The 20,515-nt window shown below is 59.7% G+C and carries 25 protein-coding genes and 1 other annotated feature; of the genes, 8 read left to right on the top strand and 17 right to left on the bottom strand.

Annotation, left to right across the window (positions count from 1 at the left end):
* Position 1: 1 nt before the first annotated feature.
* The 7 genes from G5195_RS13360 to nqrM are packed head-to-tail and all read left to right on the top strand — an operon-like array spanning position 2 to position 5,765.
* Positions 2 to 1,231 (top strand): NADH:ubiquinone reductase (Na(+)-transporting) subunit B, encoded by a 1,230-nt coding sequence (locus tag G5195_RS13360; protein WP_421205912.1) that lies wholly within the window; start codon positions 2 to 4, stop codon positions 1,229 to 1,231.
* Positions 1,221 to 2,009: a Na(+)-translocating NADH-quinone reductase subunit C gene (locus G5195_RS13355; RefSeq protein ID WP_041208044.1), complete on the top strand. Its 789-nt coding sequence runs from the start codon at positions 1,221 to 1,223 to the stop codon at positions 2,007 to 2,009. The genes G5195_RS13360 and G5195_RS13355 overlap by 11 nt, the downstream gene beginning before the upstream one ends.
* Positions 2,002 to 2,634 carry an NADH:ubiquinone reductase (Na(+)-transporting) subunit D gene (locus G5195_RS13350; RefSeq protein WP_033114212.1) on the top strand — a complete coding sequence of 211 codons (633 nt, stop codon included), beginning with the start codon at positions 2,002 to 2,004 and terminating at the stop codon, positions 2,632 to 2,634. The genes G5195_RS13355 and G5195_RS13350 overlap by 8 nt, the downstream gene beginning before the upstream one ends.
* Before the next feature lie 3 nt (positions 2,635 to 2,637).
* Entirely contained in the window at positions 2,638 to 3,234 is a 597-nt protein-coding gene (gene nqrE, locus G5195_RS13345; RefSeq protein ID WP_041208043.1) for an NADH:ubiquinone reductase (Na(+)-transporting) subunit E, read from the top strand.
* A gap of 32 nt (positions 3,235 to 3,266) precedes the next feature.
* A complete protein-coding gene (nqrF, locus tag G5195_RS13340) occupies positions 3,267 to 4,490 on the top strand; it encodes an NADH:ubiquinone reductase (Na(+)-transporting) subunit F (protein WP_216951907.1) in 1,224 nt (407 codons plus the stop codon).
* Positions 4,491 to 4,493: 3 nt separating this feature from the next.
* Entirely contained in the window at positions 4,494 to 5,531 is a 1,038-nt protein-coding gene (locus G5195_RS13335; RefSeq protein WP_421236222.1) for an FAD:protein FMN transferase, read from the top strand.
* 9 nt (positions 5,532 to 5,540) lie between these two features.
* Complete coding sequence (nqrM, locus tag G5195_RS13330) at positions 5,541 to 5,765, top strand: (Na+)-NQR maturation NqrM (RefSeq protein ID WP_216951909.1); 225 nt, start codon at positions 5,541 to 5,543, stop codon at positions 5,763 to 5,765.
* A gap of 66 nt (positions 5,766 to 5,831) precedes the next feature.
* Here the strand turns inward: nqrM and G5195_RS13325 are convergent, their stop codons facing one another.
* From G5195_RS13325 to G5195_RS13245, 17 genes are all read right to left on the bottom strand, one after another.
* Entirely contained in the window at positions 5,832 to 6,377 is a 546-nt protein-coding gene (locus G5195_RS13325) for a DUF3833 domain-containing protein (RefSeq protein WP_421236221.1), read from the bottom strand.
* Between the two features lie 14 nt (positions 6,378 to 6,391).
* Positions 6,392 to 6,934, bottom strand: coding sequence for a chalcone isomerase family protein (locus G5195_RS13320; protein WP_421236220.1), 543 nt, complete (start codon positions 6,932 to 6,934; stop codon positions 6,392 to 6,394).
* Positions 6,891 to 7,112 carry a TIGR02450 family Trp-rich protein gene (locus G5195_RS13315; protein WP_005338671.1) on the bottom strand — a complete coding sequence of 74 codons (222 nt, stop codon included), beginning with the start codon at positions 7,110 to 7,112 and terminating at the stop codon, positions 6,891 to 6,893. Before G5195_RS13315 ends, G5195_RS13320 begins: the two co-directional genes overlap by 44 nt.
* Positions 7,109 to 7,585, bottom strand: coding sequence for a DUF2878 domain-containing protein (locus G5195_RS13310; RefSeq protein WP_421236219.1), 477 nt, complete (start codon positions 7,583 to 7,585; stop codon positions 7,109 to 7,111). The genes G5195_RS13315 and G5195_RS13310 overlap by 4 nt, the downstream gene beginning before the upstream one ends.
* A 2-nt stretch (positions 7,586 to 7,587) precedes the next feature.
* Entirely contained in the window at positions 7,588 to 8,844 is a 1,257-nt protein-coding gene (locus G5195_RS13305) for a class I SAM-dependent methyltransferase (RefSeq protein ID WP_421236218.1), read from the bottom strand.
* Complete coding sequence (locus G5195_RS13300; protein WP_421236217.1) at positions 8,844 to 9,626, bottom strand: DUF1365 domain-containing protein; 783 nt, start codon at positions 9,624 to 9,626, stop codon at positions 8,844 to 8,846. The genes G5195_RS13305 and G5195_RS13300 overlap by 1 nt, the downstream gene beginning before the upstream one ends.
* Complete coding sequence (locus tag G5195_RS13295) at positions 9,623 to 10,882, bottom strand: NAD(P)/FAD-dependent oxidoreductase (protein ID WP_421222341.1); 1,260 nt, start codon at positions 10,880 to 10,882, stop codon at positions 9,623 to 9,625. The genes G5195_RS13300 and G5195_RS13295 overlap by 4 nt, the downstream gene beginning before the upstream one ends.
* Complete coding sequence (locus tag G5195_RS13290) at positions 10,879 to 11,613, bottom strand: SDR family NAD(P)-dependent oxidoreductase (RefSeq protein ID WP_421222343.1); 735 nt, start codon at positions 11,611 to 11,613, stop codon at positions 10,879 to 10,881. The genes G5195_RS13295 and G5195_RS13290 overlap by 4 nt, the downstream gene beginning before the upstream one ends.
* On the bottom strand, positions 11,610 to 12,038 hold the full coding sequence (locus G5195_RS13285; protein ID WP_421222345.1) for a nuclear transport factor 2 family protein: 429 nt from the start codon (positions 12,036 to 12,038) through the stop codon (positions 11,610 to 11,612). The genes G5195_RS13290 and G5195_RS13285 overlap by 4 nt, the downstream gene beginning before the upstream one ends.
* Before the next feature lies 1 nt (position 12,039).
* Positions 12,040 to 13,461 carry a deoxyribodipyrimidine photo-lyase gene (gene phrB, locus G5195_RS13280; protein WP_421236216.1) on the bottom strand — a complete coding sequence of 474 codons (1,422 nt, stop codon included), beginning with the start codon at positions 13,459 to 13,461 and terminating at the stop codon, positions 12,040 to 12,042.
* Complete coding sequence (locus G5195_RS13275) at positions 13,458 to 14,345, bottom strand: MerR family transcriptional regulator (protein ID WP_335841657.1); 888 nt, start codon at positions 14,343 to 14,345, stop codon at positions 13,458 to 13,460. Before G5195_RS13275 ends, phrB begins: the two co-directional genes overlap by 4 nt.
* Before the next feature lie 67 nt (positions 14,346 to 14,412).
* A complete protein-coding gene (locus G5195_RS13270) occupies positions 14,413 to 15,360 on the bottom strand; it encodes a YbgA family protein (RefSeq protein WP_266134143.1) in 948 nt (315 codons plus the stop codon).
* Positions 15,361 to 15,540: 180 nt separating this feature from the next.
* Positions 15,541 to 16,191, bottom strand: coding sequence for an outer membrane beta-barrel protein (locus G5195_RS13265; RefSeq protein WP_335841656.1), 651 nt, complete (start codon positions 16,189 to 16,191; stop codon positions 15,541 to 15,543).
* Between the two features lie 188 nt (positions 16,192 to 16,379).
* Positions 16,380 to 16,952 carry a DUF3157 family protein gene (locus tag G5195_RS13260; RefSeq protein WP_266134144.1) on the bottom strand — a complete coding sequence of 191 codons (573 nt, stop codon included), beginning with the start codon at positions 16,950 to 16,952 and terminating at the stop codon, positions 16,380 to 16,382.
* A gap of 106 nt (positions 16,953 to 17,058) precedes the next feature.
* Positions 17,059 to 17,895 (bottom strand): hypothetical protein, encoded by an 837-nt coding sequence (locus tag G5195_RS13255; RefSeq protein WP_266134145.1) that lies wholly within the window; start codon positions 17,893 to 17,895, stop codon positions 17,059 to 17,061.
* 79 nt (positions 17,896 to 17,974) lie between these two features.
* Complete coding sequence (locus G5195_RS13250) at positions 17,975 to 18,253, bottom strand: DUF6482 family protein (protein ID WP_216979354.1); 279 nt, start codon at positions 18,251 to 18,253, stop codon at positions 17,975 to 17,977.
* 18 nt (positions 18,254 to 18,271) lie between these two features.
* On the bottom strand, positions 18,272 to 18,883 hold the full coding sequence (locus G5195_RS13245; protein WP_216951922.1) for an HAD family hydrolase: 612 nt from the start codon (positions 18,881 to 18,883) through the stop codon (positions 18,272 to 18,274).
* A gap of 170 nt (positions 18,884 to 19,053) precedes the next feature.
* Positions 19,054 to 19,175, top strand: a sequence feature (Phe leader region).
* 38 nt (positions 19,176 to 19,213) lie between these two features.
* Between G5195_RS13245 and pheA the strand changes: the two genes are divergently transcribed.
* Entirely contained in the window at positions 19,214 to 20,386 is a 1,173-nt protein-coding gene (gene pheA, locus G5195_RS13240) for a prephenate dehydratase (protein ID WP_005343631.1), read from the top strand.
* The last annotated feature ends 129 nt before the right edge of the window (positions 20,387 to 20,515 follow it).

Raw genomic sequence — 20,515 nt, 5'->3', positions numbered from 1 at the left:
GATGAGTTTCAAGCAACTTCTTGAAAATATGGAACATCACTTCGAACCGGGTGGAAAGTACGCCAAGTACTACGCCCTGTTCGAAGCGGCGTATACCCTGTTCTATACCCCGGGTAGCGTTACCCGCAATGCCGCCCACGTCCGTGATGCGCTCGATCTGAAGCGCATGATGATCATGGTGTGGCTGGCCGTGTTCCCGGCCATGTTCTGGGGCATGTACAACGTTGGTAACCAGGCCATTGCCGCTATCGCCCACATGGGCTCGGCAGCCGGTGCCAGCAGCTGGCAATATGCGCTGGCGACCATGCTGGGTGCCTCCCTCGATCCCGCTGTTGCCGGTATTGGCAGCAAGATGATGATCGGCGCCGCCCACTTCTTCCCGATCTACATCACCGTCTTCTTTGTCGGTGGTTTCTGGGAAGTGCTGTTCGCCATGGTACGCAAGCACGAGATCAACGAAGGCTTCTTCGTGACCTCCATCCTGTTTGCCCTGATCGTGCCGCCCGAGCTGCCCTTGTGGCAAGCTGCGCTGGGCATCACCTTCGGTGTGGTAATGGCCAAGGAAGTGTTCGGTGGTACCGGCAAAAACTTCCTGAACCCGGCGCTGGCTGGTCGTGCCTTCCTGTTCTTCGCCTACCCGGGCCAGATCTCCGGTGACGCCGTATGGGTTGCCGTCGATGGCTACTCCGGCGCAACCGCGCTGAGCCAGTGGGCACAAGGCGGCCAGATGGCGCTGATCAACGGTGCAACCGGTCAGGCTATCAGCTGGATGGACGCTTTCCTGGGGAACCTGCCGGGTTCCATCGGTGAAGTCTCTACCCTGATGATCCTGTTGGGCGCCGCCATGATCGTCTACATGCGCATCGCCTCCTGGCGCATCATCGCCGGCGTGATGGTCGGTATGATCGCCACCTCGCTGCTGTTCAACGTCATCGGTTCCGATACCAACCCCATGTTCAACATGCCATGGCACTGGCATCTGGTGCTGGGTGGCTTTGCCTTCGGTATGGCCTTCATGGCAACCGACCCCGTCTCCGCCGCCTTTACCAACAAGGGCAAGTGGTGGTACGGCGCCCTGATCGGCGTGATGGTCGTGCTGGTTCGCGTAGTCAACCCGGCGTTCCCGGAAGGCATGATGCTGGCCATTCTGTTTGCAAACCTGTTTGCTCCCCTGTTTGACCACTTCGTCGCTCAGGCAAACATCAAGCGGAGGATTGCTCGTGGCGTTTAATAAAGACTCAACCTTCGGCACCATCAGCGTGGTAACCGGCCTCTGCCTGGCCTGTTCCATCGTGGTATCCGTTGCTGCCGTTGGCCTGCGTTCTACCCAAGAGGAGAACAAGGCGCTGGACAAGCAGAGCAACATTCTCTCCGTAGCCGGCGTAGACATCAGCGATGTGGCCAAGCGCGATCTGGCCAAGCTGTATGGCGACAAGATCGAAGCCCGTCTGGTGGATCTGGCCACCGGTAACTTTGTTGACGGCGATGCCGACAACTTCGATACCAAGCAGGCAGCCAAAGATCCGGCGCAAAACATCCGTCTGGCTGCTGCCGACGACAAGGCTGGTCTGCGTCAGATCTCCAAGCTGGTTCCGGTGTTCTTCGCCAAGGATGCCGAAGGCAAGATCGACAACATCATCCTGCCCATCTACGGTCAGGGTCTGTGGTCGACCATGTATGCCTTCGTCGCGGTTGCCGCTGATGGCCAGACCATCAAGGGCATCACCTACTACGACCACGGTGAAACCCCGGGTCTGGGCGGTGAAATCGAGAATCCGGCCTGGCGCGAGCTGTTTGTCGGCAAGAAGCTGTTCGATCAGGATGGCATGCCGGCGCTGCGCGTCATCAAGGGTCACGCTCCGGCAGGCTCCGAGCACGAGATCGACGGTCTCTCCGGTGCCACTCTGACCGGTAACGGCGTACAGCATACCTTCGACTTCTGGATGGGTCCCAAGGGCTTCGGTCCTTTCCTGGCCAAGGTTCGTGCAGGAGAAATCAACAATGGCTGACAAGAGCGAAATGAAAAAGTTGCTGTTGACCCCTGTGCTGGGCAACAACCCCATCGCCTTGCAGGTGCTGGGTGTCTGTTCTGCACTCGCGGTTACCAGCCAGATGAAGACAGCGTTTGTAATGACCCTCGCGGTCATGGCGGTCACCGCCTTCTCAAACCTGTTTATCTCTCTGATCCGCAACCAGATCCCGAACAGCGTGCGGATCATTGCCCAGATGGCCATCATCGCTTCGCTGGTTATCGTGGTTGACCAGGTGCTCAAGGCGTATGCCTATGACATCTCCAAGCAGCTGTCGGTCTTCGTCGGCCTCATCATCACCAACTGTATCGTGATGGGTCGTGCCGAAGCCTACGCCATGAAGAGCGCGCCGCTCCCCTCCTTCCTGGATGGTATCGGCAACGGTCTGGGCTATGGCGCCATTCTGCTGAGCGTCGCTACCGTGCGTGAACTGCTGGGCTCCGGCACCTGGTTCGGCATCGAGCTGCTGCCGCTGGTGAACAACGGTGGCTGGTATGTACCCAACGGTCTGCTGCTGCTGCCGCCGAGTGCATTCTTCATCATTGGTCTGATCATCTGGGGCGTTCGCACCAAGGATCCCAAGCAGGTGGAGGCGAAGGATTAAGGTATGGAACACTATCTGAGTCTGTTGATTAAATCGATCTTCATCGAAAACCTGGCACTCTCCTTCTTCCTGGGGATGTGTACCTTCCTGGCTGTGTCCAAGAAGGTCAAGACCTCCATGGGTCTTGGTATTGCCGTTATCGTGGTGCAAACCATCGCCGTACCGGTCAACAACCTGATCTACAACTACGTGCTGAAGGCAGGTGCCCTCTCCCCTGACCTGGATCTGAGCTTCCTGAGCTTCATCACCTTCATCGGGGTGATCGCGGCGCTGGTGCAGATTCTGGAGATGGCGCTGGACAAGTACTTCCCGGCTCTCTACAACGCCCTGGGTATCTTCCTGCCGCTCATCACCGTGAACTGCGCCATCTTCGGTGGCGTCTCCTTCATGGTGCAGCGTGACTACAACTTCATGGAGTCTGTGGTCTACGGCGTGGGTTCAGGTGCAGGCTGGATGCTGGCGATCGTTGCGCTGGCAGGTATCCGCGAGAAGATGAAGTACTCCGATGTTCCGGAAGGCCTGCGTGGTCTGGGCATCACCTTCATCACTGCCGGTCTGATGGCGCTGGGCTTCATGTCCTTCTCTGGTATCTCCCTGTAATCGGCTTTCCTGCAATCAGAAAGGAACGATAGATGGAAATTATTTTGGGTGTGGTCATGTTTACCGTGATCCTGCTGGCACTGGTGGCAGTCATTCTGTTCGCCAAGTCCAAGCTGGTGACCGCGGGCGACGTGACAATCAGCATCAACGGTGACCCGGCCAAGGCTGTGACCAGCCCGGCCGGTGGCAAGCTGCTCGGCGTTCTGGCCGGCAACGGTATCTTCGTCTCCTCCGCCTGTGGCGGCGGTGGCTCCTGCGGTCAGTGCAAGGTGCGGGTGAAGTCTGGCGGCGGCGATATCCTGCCGACCGAACTGGATCACATCAGCAAGGGCGAAGCCCGTCACGGCGAGCGTCTGGCCTGTCAGGTCACCGTTCGTGGCGACATGGACATCGAACTGCCGGAAGAGATCTTCGGGGTGAAGAAGTGGGAATGTACTGTTATCTCCAACGATAACAAAGCCACCTTCATCAAGGAGCTCAAGCTGCAGATCCCCGATGGCGAGAGCGTACCGTTCCGCGCCGGTGGTTATATCCAGATCGAAGCGCCGGCTCACCACGTCTACTACAAGAACTTCGATATTCCCGAGGAGTATCGCGGTGACTGGGATCGCTTCAAGATTTTTGAGCTGGAGTCCAAGGTCGATGAGCCGATCATCCGTGCCTACTCCATGGCCAACTATCCGGAAGAGTTCGGCATCATCATGCTGAACGTGCGTATCGCGACCCCGCCGCCCAGCAACTGGACTGCCCCTCCGGGACAGATGTCCTCCTACATCTTCAGCCTGAAGGCTGGCGACAAGGTGACTATCTCCGGTCCGTTCGGTGAGTTCTTCGCCAAGGACACCGATGCCGAAATGGTATTCATCGGTGGTGGTGCAGGTATGGCGCCGATGCGTTCCCATATCTTCGACCAGCTGCGTCGCCTGAAGTCCAAGCGCAAGATGAGCTTCTGGTACGGTGCCCGTTCCAAGCGCGAAATGTTCTATGTCGAAGACTTTGACATGCTCGCCGCCGAGAACGAGAACTTCACCTGGAACGTCGCCCTGTCTGATCCGCAACCGGAAGACAACTGGGACGGCTACACCGGCTTCATCCACAACGTGCTCTACGAGAACTATCTCAAGAACCACGAAGCACCGGAAGATTGCGAGTTCTACATGTGTGGACCTCCGGTGATGAACGCTGCCGTCATCAACATGCTCAAAGATTTGGGCGTTGAAGACGAAAACATCCTGTTGGATGACTTTGGTGGTTAATCCATGCACAGTGTTGTAAAGACCTGGCTAGCCTTCGGGCTAGCCTTTTTCTTGACTGGGTGCGGTCAGGAGACGGTCCAATCCAAACCGGAGATCCACATCACCGGCAGCACCATGGGCACTTATTACTCCATCAAGGTGGCGGACAGCGCCATCAGCGATGCAGCCAAGTTTCAGGCCGAGGTCGATGTACTGCTGGAGCGAGTCAACGATCAGATGTCCACCTATCGCCCCGATTCCGAACTGTCGCGCTTCAATCAGCACCACAGTTCGACACCGGTAGTGGTATCGCGGGACACCGCGCGGGTCATTACAGAAGCCATTCATATTGGCCGTGAGAGCCAGGGGGCGCTGGACGTCACCGTCGGCCCCTTGGTCAATCTGTGGGGCTTCGGTCCGGACAAACGGCCGACCAAGATGCCATCAGAGGAGCTGATCACCCAGACCCGTCAGAAGACCGGCCTGGGCAACCTGCACGTCATCACTTCGGTCGATGCCGACACCCTGCAAAAGGACATCCCGGATCTTTACGTTGATCTCTCCGCCATTGCCAAGGGCTTTGGTGTGGACAAGGTGGCCGAGTATCTGGAGTCTCTGGGTGCGCGCAACTATCTGGTGGAGATCGGCGGCGAGCTGCGGATCAATGGCGTCAACGGCAAGGGACACCCCTGGCGCGTTGCCATCGAAAAGCCGACAGCCAATGCCGGTTCGGTGCAGGAGGTGATCGTTCCGGGTGACAACGGAGTGGCCACTTCGGGCGAATATCGCAACTACTATGAGATGGATGGCCAGCGCTTCTCCCACACCATAGATCCACGCACCGGCAAGCCAATCCAGCACCGCATGGTGTCGGTCACCGTGATCCACCCCTCCTGCATGACCGCAGACGGGCTGGCGACCGTATTCATGGTAATGGGACCGGAGAAGAGCCTGGCCTATGCCAAAGAGCGCGGCCTGGCGATCTTCGTGATCACCAAGACGGACAACGGCTTTGAAGAAGCCTACTCCGATGCGTTCAAACAGTATCTGGTCAGGAAATAGGGAGGATAGATGCAGGTTTTTCTGATCACCTTCGGGGTATTCATGCTGGTGATAGCCGCCATGGCTATCGGCTATATCTTCCAGAAAAAATCCATCTCCGGCTCCTGTGGCGGTCTGGGGAGCGTTGGCATCGAGAAAGAGTGCGACTGCCCCGAGCCCTGCGACAATCGCAAGAAGAAGATGGCCAAGGAAGAGGCCCGTCGCAAGATGCTGGAAGAGAACCGCATCATCTGATGACTCTGATTGTTCGATAAACAAAAGCGCGCCATCGGCGCGCTTTTTACTGGGCGTTATCTTGCGTTAACGGTCAGGCTGACGTTCGATATAGAGGATCACCTCGCCAAGATGGATACCGAACTTGCTGATCTCGGCACGATTGATCAGACGATCTTCGTCCAGCAGATACATCCAGTCATCGAAGCTCACCCGCACTACCTCGCCATCCGGCAGCGCCAGATCAAGCTGATAACGCCAGTTGAGGGCAAACCCTTGGCTTTTACCCATCGCCTCCCCCACCACATCGGAAGCAGTACCTCGCCAGTGACCGTCAACCCCCTTGCTCAGATACCAGGTACGGGTCTGCTGGCGGCCATCATCAAAGTAGAACTGCTCGAACAGCTCTCCCTTGCCATCCTTCCAACGACCCACCATCTCGACCCGAAAGCGACTGGTCACTTCGCCGCTGCGGTCGGTTACCAGGCCGTGAGCCACTAATTTACCGTTGAAGAAACGGGCGAAATCCCAGTTTGGCCCCTGCCCCCGATAGTCATCGAGACTGGCACCACAGCCGCTCAGCAGCAAAAAAGGGAGCAACAGCAACCAGCGGTATGCACGATAGAAAAACATTGGAAACTCCAAGTTCAGGGTTGGCCACGCAGGCGGCGGGTCAGGGCAGGATCGCGGCTGTTGTCAGCCAGCCAGATGGCGAGAAAAGCGGCCGAGAATTGCGGATCGGCCAGAGTGCCGAGGGGTTTTTCTTGCCACCAGAAGTGGCCTGCCCCCTCCTTGTCGACATAGAAGGTGAGCTTGTCGCCTGCCTGCACATCGGGCCAGAGTGCAGCGAGCTGGCCTAGCCAGCGCTGACGGTCGGCGTCAGAGCCAAGACCGAGTCGCTGCCACTCGGCGGCGGTGGCGCTCAGCAGATCTTGCCGCTCGATGGATCTGGCATAGGTGAGGGTCAGTGCCTGTGGATAGTGACCGGGCTGATAGCGCCCGCTCGCACTGTAGAGGTTGGCATCGTAGAGCTTGAACCAGAGCCAGTTCATCTCCCCCTGCCCGACCGGGCGCAGCTGCTGCCAGGGTGCGGCAGAAGCCTGCACCGCGGTTGCAGCAAAGAGCGTAAACGCCAGCAGCAGCGGGTTAATTCCACCCCATATGCCAGTGGTTGGGGTCTTCCAGTTCATGCCAATCCATCTCCTGTTCCTGCAGGGTGTTGATATCCTGCATCACCACCTGCACCAGCTGCCCCTGCGCATCCCGCTGGCAGGCAACCACCAGATAGAAGCGATCAGTCAGCTCATGCTGGCTCTCTTTGGTCCACTTGGAAAAAAGCAACGAGTCGGTCGAAAAGGTGTTTGTCATGACTCACCCTCCAGCTTGACCATTACCCACAGGAGTACGGGTAACCACCACATCCAGATCACTGCCAGCAGCGCCGTGCTGATCCAGATGCCCCAGGGTAAGTTTACTGCCCCCATGGCGGCCCCCGCCACATAGGAGGAGGTGCCGCCAAATACGCCAAACAGCGCCTGCTGCCAGCGAGGCAAGCTCAGCAGCCAGCGCATACCGTGGGCCAGCGTCAGGGCAAAACCGAGCCAGAGCAGCACCAGCCAGAGGGGAAAACCGGACGGGAACCGGAACAGGCCGAGCTGCCAGAGCAGGGCATCCAGCAGACAGCCGACGACCGCGATGGGAAGCAGCCGCCAGTCACGCTGGCGGCTGGGTGAGAAGAGAAAGTGCAGCAGCAACATTGCCAGCAGCGGGCCCGGCTGCTGCCACTTCACCGCCAGCAACCAGTAGAGGTTGAACCCCAGCAGGTGAGCCCACTGCCACATGGTCAGTGACCGCTTACTGGCACATCACCCGACCAGCCAGCGGGCCCCGGCTTGGCGGCCTCCAGCTGCACCAGACTGATGGTGCGCTCCCAGAATCCCCCCTCGCAATAGGCAAAGTAGAAGTGCCACAGCCGGATGAAATCCTGGCTGTAACCGAGCTTGGGCAGCTCGGGTGCCAACGCCAGAAACCGCTCGCACCAGTGAGCCAGTGTACGGGCATAGTGATGACCGTGATCGTGCAACCGCACCAGCTGCATGTCGGTCTCACGCGCCAGCAACCCCGCCATCTGGGAGACGCTCGGCAGGCAGCCACCGGGGAAGATGTAACGCTGGATAAAATCGACCCCGCGCAAGTACTGGGCATGGCGCTGATCGGCGATGGTGATGGCCTGAATGAGCAGACGGCCACCGGGCTTGAGCAGCCGCGACAGCTGGCGGAAATAGTCGGGCAGGAAGGCGTGCCCCACCGCCTCGATCATCTCGATAGAGACCAGCTTGTCATAGGTCCCCTCCAGCTTGCGGTAATCCTCCAGCAGCAAGGTGATGCGATCCCCCAGCCCCTCCCGCGCAATCCACTCCTTGGCATAGTCATGTTGGGCCCGGGAGATAGTCGTGGTGGTCACCCGGCAGCCATAGTGGCGGGCGGCATAGACGGCGAGGCCGCCCCAGCCGGTGCCGATCTCCAGCAGATGATCGTCAGGGCCCAGCTCCAACCGCTCGCAGATGGTACGCAGCTTGGCCTGCTGCCCCTCTTCCAGAGTGGCGTCGGCGCTCGGGTAGATGGCGCTCGAGTACTGCATATGGCTGTCGAGAAACCCCTGATAGAGGGTATTGCCGAGATCGTAGTGGGCGGCAATGTTGGAGCGCGAGCCGGTCAGGGTATTGCGATTAAGCCAGTGGCGCACCTTATTGAACGGGAAACTGAGCCAGCCGAGGCGCCGCTCAAGGGAGTCGAGCAGGGTCAGGTTGCGGGCCAGCAGCCGCACCAGCGCCACCGGTTCCGGGCTGGTCCAGAGCCCCTCCACCCAGGTTTCCCCAGCGGCGATGCTGCCCCCCAGCAACAAGCGACGATAGAAGGCCGGATCCTGCACCACCAGTTCGGCATGCAGATCGGTGCCCGCCACGCCAAAGCTGTGGCGCTCACCGCCATCCCGCAGCAGCAGCTGGCCATGTTCGAGGCGACCCAGCAGATTGAGCAGCAGTTGCCTTGCCCCCTTGTCGATGAAAGAGGCAGAGAGGGTTGATTGAGCAAGTTCCATTAGCGGCTCTCCGGATGGGTAAAAATCGGGGTTCGTTTGATAAAAAGACGCAGGGCCTGCCAGTAGATCCCGAGCAGTACCTTCATGGTCATCCAGGGCCAGCGGGCCAGCAGGGCCACCAGCCCCTTGCGCGACAAGGGTTCGCGAGTGAGCGCCAGGGTTGCGTCAAACAGCTTGGCTTCACCGTATACGGGATGACTCTCGATATGGATCAGTGTCTCCTGCGCGGGCGGCCTGATCCGCCAGTGATAACGCATCGCCAGCCCCATAAAGGGGGAGACGTGAAAATCCTTATCATGGGGCGCCAGCGCCGCCAGATCCAGCAGGTAGTAGTGACGCTCGTTCCAGGGGGTGTTCGACACCTCCGCCAGCAGATAGCGCGCCTCGCCCTGCCGGTAGCAGAAGTAGAAGTTGACCGGACTGAAGTAGAAGCCCAGACAACGCACATTGCCGAGCAGCAGCACCCGCCCCTCGGGGTCGGCATCGCCCCCCAGTTCGCTCACCTTCTGCCACACCGCCTGCTTGAGGCTTCCCTCACTCCCCTTGAGATAATCATGGCGGTGAAACGAGAGCAGCCCCGAGCGCTCCACACCGAACCAGCGCCCCTGATCGAGCTGCGGCAGTTCGTCGAGATCCAGTCCCAGCATGAAGAGGCTGTAGGAGAAGGCGTGGGCCCGTGGTGCGAAACGGCGGTGGCGCACCGAACCCTGCCAGATGGCGCTAGTGACACCGGCCAGTTCGCCAGCACCCTCATGTTCGGTGGCCACGGTGGCGCCGTTCATAGCTCGGCACCGAAGCGCCTGGCGACATCCAGCGCGCTGCGCACCCCATCCTCGTGGAAGCCGTTGTACCAGTAGGCGCCACAGAAATGGGTGTGCTGCTGGCCGCAGATCTCCGCGCGCCGCTGCTGAGCGGCGATGGAGGCCTGATTGAACACCGGATGGTGGTAGACGAAGCGGCGCAGTACCTTGCTCTCATCCACCTTGCCCTTGGGGTTGAGGCTGACGCAGAAGGGCTCCGGCGAGTTCACCCCCTGCAGGATGTTCATGTTGTAGCTCACCAGCGGCCGCGCCTCGTCATTGCCATCGAGCTGATAGTTCCAGCTGGCCCATGCCTTGCGGCGGGTGGGCAGGCAGCGAGCATCGGTATGGAGCCAGACATCGTTGGCCTGATAGGGCATGTCGCCGAGGATGGCCTGCTCCCGCTCGCCGGGATCCGCCAGCAGCGCCAGCGCCTGATCGCTGTGGCAGGCGAAGATCACCTCGTCAAACCGCTCCTCGCCGTAACTGCTCTGGATCACCACGCCATCCGCGTCCCGCCGTACGCTCTGCACCGGACAGGCGAGGCGGATCTGCGACTGCCAACCCGCGGTAAGGGGGCCGATATATTCCCGCGAGCCACCCGGGATCACGTACCACTGGGGGCGATTGGCCACATCCAGCAGGCCGTGGTTGGCAAAAAAGCGCAGGAAGAAGCCAAGGGGGAAGGCGCGCATATCGGCCAGGGTCGATGACCAGATCGCCGCGCCCATCGGCAAGATGTAGTGGCGTGCGAAGTAGTCGCTAAACTCCCCCGCCAGCAGAAAGTCCCCAAGGGTCAGCTCGGGGCCAGCGCCCTGATGTTGACCATCCGCCAGCCAGGCCCGCGCCTCCCGGTTGAAACGCAAGATCTCGGCGACAAAGCCATAGAAGCGCGGACTCAGCAGATTGCTGCGCTGGGCAAACAGGGTGTCGAGGTTGTGGCCGTTATACTCCAGCCCCTCCGGGCTCTTCACCGAGAAGCTCATCTCGGCCAGTTGCCGCGCCATGCCGATCCTTGCCAGCAACCTCAAGAAGTTGGGGTAGGTGCGATCGTTGAAGACGATAAAACCGGTGTCGATGGCATAGCTGCGGCCAGCCTGATTCACATCGACGGTGGCTGTGTGCCCCCCCAGAGTCGGCGCCGCCTCGAACAGGGTTATGTCATGGAGTTTGTGGAGCAGAAAACCGGCGGTGAGCCCCGAGATCCCTGAACCGACGATGGCGATCTTTTTCTTCATGAATGGCTTCCTTTCGATACGAGTGCGCGGCCAAGGCGCAGCCAGAGCCCCACCGGCAGCGCACCGAGCAGGCGCAGCAACCAGATGAAACGGCGGGGAAAGTGGATCTGGTGACGACCAGCGGTCAGCCCGTCCATGATGGTGCGGGAGGCCTGTTCCACCGTCACCAGACAGGGCATGGGAAAATCATTTTTAGCGGTGAGCGGCGTCTGGACAAAGCCGGGGCGGATCAGGGTCACTCCGATCCCTTTGCTGGCCAAATCGAGGCGCAAGGTATCCGCCAGATAGTCGAGGGCCGCCTTGGAGGCACCATACGCCTCGGCTCGCGGCAGCGGCAGCCAGCTCACCGACGAGCTGACGATGGCCAGCCGAGATCCCGCCCCTAACAGCGGCAAGAAGGCGGCCAGCGCATGGCCGGTGGCGGTCAGATTGGTCTCAATCACCCGGGCAAACAGCTCGCTGTCAAACCCCTCCGCCACATCCATGTACTCGCAGTTGCCAGCGTTAAGGATCAGCAGATCGAGGGATGGCAGCGTAGCAGCCACCCCGCTCATTGCGGCCAGATCCCGGGCATCGAACTGCAGCGGCGTGACGCCATCCAGCCCCAGCGCCTGCAGCCGTTCGCCATCGCGGCCACAACCCCACACCTGCCAGCCTGCCCGCCGGTAATCCAGCGCCAGTTGACGACCGATGCCGGAGGTCGCGCCTGTAATAAGCACTCGGCCAGTCATGCGCCAAGCCTCATCTTGATAGTGCGCACCACGGGCCCGAGCAGCGGCAACTGCTCGTAGAGCATGGCGCCCAGGTCGAAATAGTCCCTGTGCTGGCACACCTTGCCCACCTCGTCGAATTCGAGGCGGGTGGCCCCCTCCACCGTCACCGGCTCACCACCACGCAATCTGGGGTGAGAGAAGGTCATGGTCCAGCCGAGCCAGGCCTGCTGCCCTTGTTGCTGCTGACTGGTGATGACGAAACGGCAGTAGGCGAGGCGCTGATAGAGGGCGGCAAAATAGTCGCCAAGGGCCGCCAGCCCCTCGATACGGTGGGCCGGATCGGTAAAGACCACCTGTTCGGCATAGACCTCGGGCAAGCGGTGCAACTGCTGTTTGTCCAGTTGCTGATAGAGGCCAATAAAGCGGGCCAGCGGCTCGTTCATCCTATTTCTCCAGAGAGCGAAACATCTCGATGGCTCTCACCCGGGCAACGGCGTGATCCACCATGGGTGCCGGATAATCCTGTCGCCCCTTGAGCCGCAGCCAGTCGTGGGGCTGATGCACATAAGCGACGGGAATATCGGCAAGTTCAGTTACCCAAGTACGGATAAACTCCCCTTGTGGATCAAATCGTTGCCCCTGAGTGGTGGGGTTGAAGACCCGAAAATAGGGCGCCGCGTCGGCGCCGGTCCCCGCCGCCCACTGCCAGCCGCCGTTGTTGGCCGCCAGATCCCCGTCGATGAGCCGACTCATGAAGTAATCCTCCCCGAGCCGCCAGTGGATATGGAGATCCTTGGTGAGAAAACTCGCCACTATCATTCGCAGCCGGTTGTGCATCCAACCGGTGGCGTTGAGGCAGCGCATCGCCGCATCGACGATGGGGTAGCCGGTTCGTCCCTCGCACCAGGCGGCGAAGGCGTCCGGATCCCAGCTCCACGGCAAGGCCGCCGTCTCGGGCTTGAAGGGACGATTCATGGAGAGGGTCGGGATCAGCACCAGCAGGTGGCGATAGAACTCACGCCAGATGAGCTCATTGAGCCAGACAAAGCCGGGCTGGGCCTTGGACTGGGGCCGGTAGCCAAGGCGCTGCTGGAGCGCCGCCACACACTGGCGGGGACTGATGATGCCCGCCGCCAGATAGGGGGAGAGCACGGAGGTACCCGCGATGGCAGGAAAATCCCGGGTCTCGCCATAGTCGAGCACCGCCTGCTCCAGAAAAATGTTCAAACGACGCAGAGCTTCCACCTCGCCCACAGGCCAGCGGGGGTCTGCCGTCAGTTCGCCAAGGGCGGCATCGACGAAGTCCCGCTCGGCCAGCGGTAGCCAAGGCAAGGGCTCGCCACGGCGCGCTGGGGCTCGGTGAATAACAAAGCCATCCTCGTCGAGGGCCTTGAGCCAGGCTCGGCTGAAGGGGGTGAAGACCTTGAACATCTCACCCGAGCCGGTCAGCACCCGCTCCGGCGGCAATACGCAACAGCCGTTGAGCCAGTGACAGCTCACCGCCTGCTCTGCCAGTACGGCGCTGACGGCGTGATCGCGGCGCTGCTCATCGATCTCGATAGCCTGATTGGCATAGAGCTGGGTCACCCCCAGCTCGCGGCAGAGGTCTGACAACGCAGCGGGCGCCTCGGCAAAAGTCTCCACTCGCAGCAGATGGAGCGGGATGCCGAGGGCCGCCAGCTCGCGCCCCAACTCATCCACCTGCGTCAACATAAAGCGCTGACGGATGGGGGCCATTTTGTGCTGCCGCCACTGGGTGGGGGAGATGATAAAGAGCGCGGCAACCGGTTCGTCACCGGCGCAGGCATGCCGCAGCGCCGGGTTGTCGGCAAGGCGCAGATCATTGCGCAACCAGACCAGCTTCATGATTTTTTCCTCCCGCGTCCGCTGGTGCCAGCAGCATCTGGGGCATCCGCCATCAGCTCGGCAAGGCTCGCCTGCCAGCCATGGGCTTTAAGCCACTCATCGTCGTAGAGGCGCCCCAGCTCGCCAAACAGGCGTGTGCCTGCGGGCCACCCGGCGGCCAGCTCCGGTTTGCCAAGACCAGCTCCCAGCAGTACCAGCCAGGGGGTAACGGCACGCCCCTCCAGCAAGCTGGCATGGCGAGGCTCTACCGCTCCCAGCAGTTGCACCTCATAGCCTTGACCGATCAGCTCGTAAGCGGCCCACACCAGATCGAGGGGGCCGACCTGTCCCCAGCTCACCAAGGTGATCGGCACGCCCTTCTCCTGCTCGATCAGGTGGCGGGCGAAGCGGGTATGGAACCAGCCCAGCCACACCTGTTGCAGCAGCTCGCCATCGGGCCGCTCGCGCCACAACCCCAGCAGCCGCTCCACCAGCGGTTGCAGTACCCGGCTGCGCACCAGCTCGAACGGGTAGCTAGCCAGCAAATCGTTGAGCTCAGCCTCCGCCTTGCGCTGGTTGAAGGCGAGTAACGCCTGACTGAACTGCTCCAGAGTCTGCTGCCAGTGATCGCTCACCGGCTCGGAATGGGGTTCGCTCAGGAGCCCCTTTACCTGCCCGATACTCACTCCCCGCTCCAGCCAGCTCAGGATCTCGCCGATTTGGCGGATATCCTGCTCGCTGTAGAGGCGGTGGCCCTTTTCGGTGCGGGCCGGTTGCACCAGACCATAGCGGCGCTGCCAGGCGCGCAGGGTCACGGCGTTGACGCCAGTAAGACGGGAGACCTCGCGAATGGGGTAGATCCCCTCATCAGCGAGATGAGCAACTTCTTGCGATAAATCAGACATACAACGTCCATCAAACAGAGGTGTAAAGCGCCCGGTGCAAATCATGCACCGAGGCAACAGAACGGATTCAGAGCCCGTAACGCAATTTCAGCGTATCGGGGTGTGGATTGAGATAAACCTGCTCGGCGAGATAGGGATTGGGGTACTCGCGCAGGTAGTGACGGATCAGGGTGAGCGGCACCAGCAAGGGGAAGATGCCGGTGCGGTACTTGTCGATGGTATCGGCAAGCTCCTGCTTCTGGGCCGGGGTCAGCACCCGCTTGAAGTAGCCCTGCAGGTGCATCAGCACATTGGTGTGGCTGCGGCGGTTGGCTCGCAGGGTCAGCGCTGTCATCAATCCCTTGATGTAGTTGTCAGCCACCTCCTGCAAATTGGTGGACTTGCCCAGATTGCCGAGCAGCTTGCCAAGCGCCCGGTAGTGGGTGGTGGCGTGGGAGAGCACCAGATACTTGTAACGGGAGTGGAAGCGGATCAGCGCAGAGGCGGTGATGCCGCGGGCGCAGAGTTGCTGCCAGTCGTGGTAGGCGAAGACCCGCAGCACAAAGTTCTCCCGCAGGATGGGATCACAGAGCCGACCATCCTCTTCCACCGGCAGCAGGGGGTTGGCCTCCATCAACGCCTTGGCAAAGAGGCCGATCCCCTCCTTGGCGCTCCCCTCGTTGTTGGCGCCATAGACCTTGACCCGCTCCATACCGCAGCTGGGTGATTTGGCACAGAGGATATAACCGGAGATGAAGTCGAGCTGGCGTGCCTTCTGCTCGCTGAAGGCAATCAGCTTTTGGGTGACATCGAAACTACCGTTGCTCGCCTCGGCACGGATCTCGCCGTTGCGCTTGACCAGCCGGATGGCGGCACGGGGCGCCCCCAGACCGATAGCCATCTCGGGGCAGACGGGGTGATAGTCAAAGTGAGCGCCAAGATCCCGTTCGCAGAAGCTGGAGCGCTTGTGGCCCCCGTCGAAACGCACCTCTTGTCCCAGCAGGCAAGCACTGATACCGACTTTAATCTTGTACATGATGGCACTCCTTGTATAAGTCTTGATTCAGTTATAGCAGTTATACAAAAAAATGGAAGTTGTATAACTATTGCCGACTGATACGACACAAGGAGAAAAAAGAGATCACCGGAAAACGAAAAAACCCATGGCGAACGCCATGGGTAAAAATCAAGACACTACGGACTACTGGAAGGAGGATCAGAAGCTGTACTTCACACCCAGGCTGGAGATGGAGCCTTTCTGCAGATCCCAGCTGCGATAGGTGTAGTCGGCAGTCAGCGCCCAGTTCTGGTTGAGCTTGTAAGCACCGCCTACCTTGAAGTCATGTATATCATCGGTCATGTTGGCGTAACGGTAAGCCGTGGAAAGCTCGATGTCGCCGATGTCGTAGCGCAGACCCACTTCACCGTACATGCTGCCACTATCCTTGCGAGCCACTTCGTCCCATCCCTTGTTGTTCTTGGCCAGCTCACGCTCAAGTTGATAGCCCATCAAACCGGTTTCGCCATAGAGATTGAGTCCTGTGCTCAGCGGGGTAAAGACACCGATACCCAGGCTGGAGATGGACATGCTGTCATTGCCGTCGTTGCGGGAGGTGAATTCGGTTCCGGCACGACCGTAGAAGTTGGAGCCAAAGCTCTTTGAGAGGTCTAGGCTCAGACCACCAAAATCACGGGTACCTTTGCTGGCAGCATCACGGGGAAATGCAGCGCTGTCTTGGCTAAGGTAATCAGACTTGGTGTGCGCCCAGGTCAAACCGCCCTTTGCGTAGCTGAACGCATCCTGTGCCAGAGCGGAAGTAGAGGCGAAACCGGCCAGAACCAGAAGAGATACAGTTGCTTTTTTCATGATGATAACTCCATGTGATTGGGCCCGTTGCTAGCGAGCTGGTATGGAGTCATTGTGCGGTCAGCATCCCGGCTTGCCGAGCGGCAAGCTGTTGCAAAACCATGTCAGATGTAAGCAGATATTTCCCGAGATGTCAGGGGTAACAAATTGCCGGCCCAATCGGTTTGCATGGGCCGGACAACACCAAATCAGCGGAAGACCACCTCATCAATTTCGACCCTGACCAAGGGCTGCCCGGTCAATCCGGCAGGACGGGGGATCTCGAGGGCCAACGACGGACGGACTTGCCCCTTGCGCAGATAGGTTTCCGGCAGGCGGTTCTCGGCAACCCAGAAACGGGCCTCCTGACGGCTCAGCTGCACTCCGTCAGCACTGAACAGGGTCACCATGCCACGCACCCCGACCACATTGCGGGTGCCGGTATTGCTCACCATAAAGGTCAGCACCAGCGGGTCAGATCCCTCGATCTTGTCCAGCTTGACCACCACACCGTCGCGTGCCGCTTGTGACAGCAATTCGGGGTTGGCCTTGGCCTGATCGGTCAGCACCGGAGCAGCAACGGCCACCACGGCCCCAGCCTTCCCATCAGCAGCCACGCCCTGTACGGACTCGGCCGGTTTGACCACCAGATACTCCCAGGTAAAGTCATCGTTGAGCTGAACCTGCCGACCATCGGGCAGCGTCACCTGAGAAAGAGGGGCAGCCTGCGCCAACACGGGGGAGAGGCACAGGGCAATCAGCAGACGGGAGAAGGGTTTCATAGGGCGAAGCTCGGCAACAGGTGAAAGGGCGACAGTATAAACAGTCCCGCCACCCCTTGCCTATGACAGCACTCACGTTCTGGCTCCGGCGTCGCTTGCCCACGGGCTAGATGGCAAGATCGTGCCGCTCTTTGTGCGCCATATCCAGAGTCACCAGATCGAACTCGGTCCTCTTGAGGGCAGAGAGAATATCCGATTGCATATCAAAGGCCTGAGCACGCTGATGCTCGGGCAGACGCACCCGGGCCAGGGTGGTAGAGCAGTCGCACAGGGTATGGAAAAAGACCTGCGCCTCATCCAGCCCCATGTCGGCCAGCATCTGTTCGGCCTGATCCACCATTCGTAGATAACGTTGCTTCAACTGCCGTGGATTGGTGAAGCGATTGCTGAGACAACCGTTGCTCCCTTTGCCCCAACGACCGAGCTGACGCTTGTTGAAGCCATAGCGAAAATCACGGCTCATCACCCCGTTATCGGCAAAAAACCAGATGGTGTTGACAGGCAGTGAGCCGAACTGGGCAAGATAGTCATCACGCTCCTCCACCGCGGCCGGAACCAGCAACGGCAGATGAGCCCATTCCGGACGAGCCTGCACATACTCACCAATGCGGCGAACCGGATCGATCAACCCCTCCATATTCGGCAGGCGATCGCAAAAGATGATTTCGTCACTCTTGATGACCCAGTGATCGATGCCATAACGCTGGCAATAACGGCGGGCCCGAGCCACCTCACTGCGGCTGCGGGTCGGATTATCGAGGGTGATGGCGCGGATCTTGATCCCGCTGGCACGGCACAAATCGATGCTGTAACAGGATTCCAACCGCCCCGAAAAAGAGACTATCAGCTCGTCAAAATTTGCCAGTCGCTCAATCAGCTGCAGCTCCCTGGCTTGAAAAGAGTGATCATATCCCTGATTCAAGACAACAACATTGGCATCCATTAAACAGCTCCGGATGATAAACAGGTGGCTTATTGTGCGGGAAACAAGCTGAATAGGCCCTTACAGAGTCAGGTTAAAATTAAAACTTGATGATTATTTCCCGTGATTCATCCATAAAATCAATACCTTGAGCGTCGTACACTCGCAATCTGGCCTGATGTACCCGATGGGCTCGCAAAAAGCCCTGCGCCTGATCCAGCGAGGTGAAGGTCAGGTGCTCCCCCTCGCTGTCGGTCAGACAGAGGTACTCCCCTTCCGCCTCGATACAGAGCTGATAACCACTGCCATCCTTGCAGGCGATGATCAGGGTTGCCTCGGGATAGTGACTGAGCCAATTGCGAAACCGGCCATGCTCCATAGTACTCCTGGAGGGGCATCACCCCTTGTCGGTGACAGGCAAACTGCCCAGCTCACCCAGTTGCTGACGGCAACTCGCCACGTCGGTAAAGACGATCCCCCTGATGCCGAGGGCCTCGGCGGCCGCAATATTGGCGGGACTGTCATCAATAAAGATGCACTCTGCCGGTTTCAGATCAAACGACACCAGCAGATAACGGTAGATATCCGGCTCCGGCTTCATCATCCGCACCCGCGCCGAGACCACCTTGCCGCTGAAAAAGCGCCAGAAATCCTGATGCTGCTCCAGCCAGTCGATGCTGGCGTGCCCCATGTTGGAGAGGGCATAGAGCGAATGGCCCGCTCCGTGCAGCTCGGCTATCAGGGTTAGCATAGCGGGATCTGGCAGCAGGGAAGCGGGAACTGCCTGTAAAATGGCCAGATTCTCCGCCGTCGAGAGGCCAGTGCGCGCTTGCGCTTCCCGGGCCATGTTGTGGAGCGACATGGTGCCTCTGTCTACCTCCAGCCAATCCGGGTGGTTAAAGAGCTGCTCGGCCAACTGTTCGGCCCCTTGCGGACCACGCACCGAACGCACTATACCTACCGGATCCCAGCTCACCACCACCCGTCCCAGATCGAAAATAATCGCCATCGTCTTTACCTCCCCCACTGGGTGTCAGTCATCAAAACAGAGTCAATAGAAGATCGCTCATACGCCATTTTCTTAACCGGATACCCTGCCCCCATCCCCGCCCGCGGGCAAGTTTTACTTGCATCAGACCGGCAAATCCCTTAATGGTTATGACGTTACTTCAAGGACACACCTATGCACGCACCATTCTTCTTTGCTTTCTCGTTTATCCGGCCCGCTTGAGGGAAGGCCTGTCGTCGTGTGAACAGAAAGCAAAGACGAATCGAGCCTCCCCTAGCGGAGGCTTTTTTTTGCATTAATATCAATCGATTACTTGGATAGGGAACAATCATGGCAACGCTCGACGAGATCAGACAAGACATCACCCGGTTGGATCAGGAGCTGCTTGCCCTGCTGGCGAAACGCAAGACCCTCAGCATCGAGGTCGCCCGTGCCAAGCAAGCCAACCCGCGCCCCATTCGTGACCACCAGCGGGAGCAGGAGCTGCTGGTCGCCCTGATCCAGAAAGGGCGCGTGCTTGGGTTGGATGCCCAGTACATCACTCGCATCTATCACACCATCATCGAAGACTCGGTGCTCTCCCAGCAGGCCTATCTGCAGAGCCTGCTCAACCCGGAGCAGCAGGAGCCGATGACCAGCGTCGCCTATCTGGGGCCGCGCGGTTCCTATTCCAGCCTGGCCGCACGCAAATATCTGGCGCGCTACAAGGATCAGGTGATCGAAGTAAACTGCCAGAACTTCCGTGAAGTACTGGATGCGGTGGAGTCGGGTCGCGCCGCCTTCGGCGTGCTGCCCATCGAAAACACCAGCTCGGGCTCCATCAACGAAGTCTATGACGTGATGCAGCATACCAGCCTATCCATCGTCGGCGAGCTCACCTACCCCATCGAGCACTGCATCCTCACCGCCGTACCGACCGAGCTGAGTCGCATCAAAACCTTCTATGCCCACCCGCAGGTGTTCCAGCAGTGCTCCCACTATCTGAGCAAATTGGAAGGGGCGCGCCACGAGATCTGCGACTCCTCCTCCAGCGCCATGATGAAGGTGAAAGAACTGGCCAGCCCGGAGGCCGCCGCCATCGGCAGCGCCGCCGGTGGCGAACTGTATGGTCTGGACGTGCTGGCCGAGCAGCTCGCCAACCAGAAAGAGAACTACAGCCGCTTCATCGTGGTGGCGCGCAAACCCATCGACGTGGCGCCGCAGATCCCGGCCAAGACCACCCTCATCATGTCCACCTCCCAGAAGCCGGGCTCGCTGGTGGAGGCGCTGCTGGTACTGCGCAGCCACGAGATCAACATGACCAAGCTCGAATCCCGTCCGGTGCAGGGCAACCCGTGGGAAGAGATGTTCTATCTCGATGTCTCCGCCAACCTGCAGACCCCGGCGATGCAGGCTGCACTGGTGGAGCTGACCAAGATCACCCGCTATATCAAGGTGCTTGGCTGCTACCCGAGCGAGGATGTGAAACCCACCGCAGTGCCGCCGGTGCTGATGGGAAGCTAACCAGCCCACAACGACAAAAGGCGAGCACCCTGCTCGCCTTTTGTTTTGATGCTGTCCCGTCCTGAATATGGTTTACACATTTCCCCCCAATAAATGGAGAACCCGATGGGACAAGGTGTGAAACGGACA

The sequence above is a fragment of the Aeromonas sp. 601039 genome (assembly GCF_049174415.1).
Classification (GTDB): Bacteria; Pseudomonadota; Gammaproteobacteria; order Enterobacterales; family Aeromonadaceae; genus Aeromonas; species Aeromonas veronii_A.
The sequence above is the reverse complement of the archived record's forward strand: the minus strand, read 5'-3'. Positions and strand labels throughout refer to the sequence as shown.